The organism is Mycolicibacter arupensis (assembly GCF_002086515.1).
GTDB lineage: Bacteria > Actinomycetota > Actinomycetes > Mycobacteriales > Mycobacteriaceae > Mycobacterium > Mycobacterium arupense.
In genome coordinates this window covers 1-1,109 of record NZ_MVHH01000116.1, presented here as the reverse complement: position 1 = coordinate 1,109, position 1,109 = coordinate 1, and the positions used below count along the sequence as shown (strand labels likewise).

Below are 1,109 nucleotides of genomic sequence, written 5' to 3'. Positions count from 1 at the left end.
TGTGATGTCCAGGGAGGTTGTCCCGCACGGTATCGGTGAGCCTGTGTGACAGGGAAGGCCTCCGGTTGTGAAGTGGAGCTGTCTAAGAACCGCTTCGCCAACCAGGAGGCCTTCGTGTCCCACGCTAACGCTGCATTGACCCCACGCGCACGTTTGAGGCTCGCTCGGCTCGTCGTCGAGCAAGGATGGACCTACGCCGCAGCCGCCAAAATGTTCATGGTCGCAGCGCGAACTGCCAAGAAATGGGCCGACCGCTACCGTGCCGAAGGGGCCGCGGGCATGGTCGATCGCAGCTCACGACCGTATGCCAGCCCCACCAAGACCTGCCCACAGGTGATGCGGCAAGTGGTGAAGTTGCGGTGGCGCAAACGGCTGGGACCTGTCCAGATCGGCAGCCAACTCGCCATGCCGGCCTCGACCGTGCATGCCGTGCTGAAGCGATGCCGGATCAACCGTCTATCCCACATCGACCGGGTCACCGGCGAACCTATACGGCGTTACGAGCATGACCATCCCGGCTCACTGCTCCATGTCGACGTCACCAAATTTGCCAACATCCCCGACGGCGGCGGCCACAAGTTCGTGGGCCGACAACTCGGGGAACGCAACGCCAGGCAGACCGCCCTGCGGACCGGTGAACGCACCAGCAGTTACCGACCCAGAATCGGAACAGCGTTCGTGCACACCGTGATCGACGATCATTCACGCATGGCATACGCCGAGATCTGCACCGATGAGAAAGCAGTCACTGCGGTCGCAGTGCTCCAGCGAGCAGTAGCGTGGTTCGCCGAACACGGCGTCACCATCGAACGAGTCCTATCCGACAACGGGTCGCCCTACAGATCCTTCGCATGGCGCGAGACCTGCACCGAACTGCAGATCACGCCCAAACGAACTCGCCCCTACCGGCCTCAGACCAACGGCAAAATCGAGAGATTCCACCGAACCCTCGCTGACGGCTGGGCCTATGCACGGCACTACGAATCCACTGCGCAACGCAACGCAGCCCTACCCGACTGGCTGCACTTCTACAATCACCACCGAGCCCACTCCGCCATCGGAGGCCAACCACCGGTCACCCGACTGACCAACCTCCCTGGACATCACAG

At 62.3% G+C, this 1,109-nt stretch carries 1 protein-coding gene; it reads left to right on the top strand.

Translation table 11 applies throughout. The features are described from left to right. Positions 1-114: 114 nt before the first annotated feature. Positions 115-1,109, top strand: a 995-nt coding sequence (locus tag BST15_RS20930; protein WP_109370907.1) for an IS481 family transposase, incomplete at its 3' end; no start/stop codon positions are given.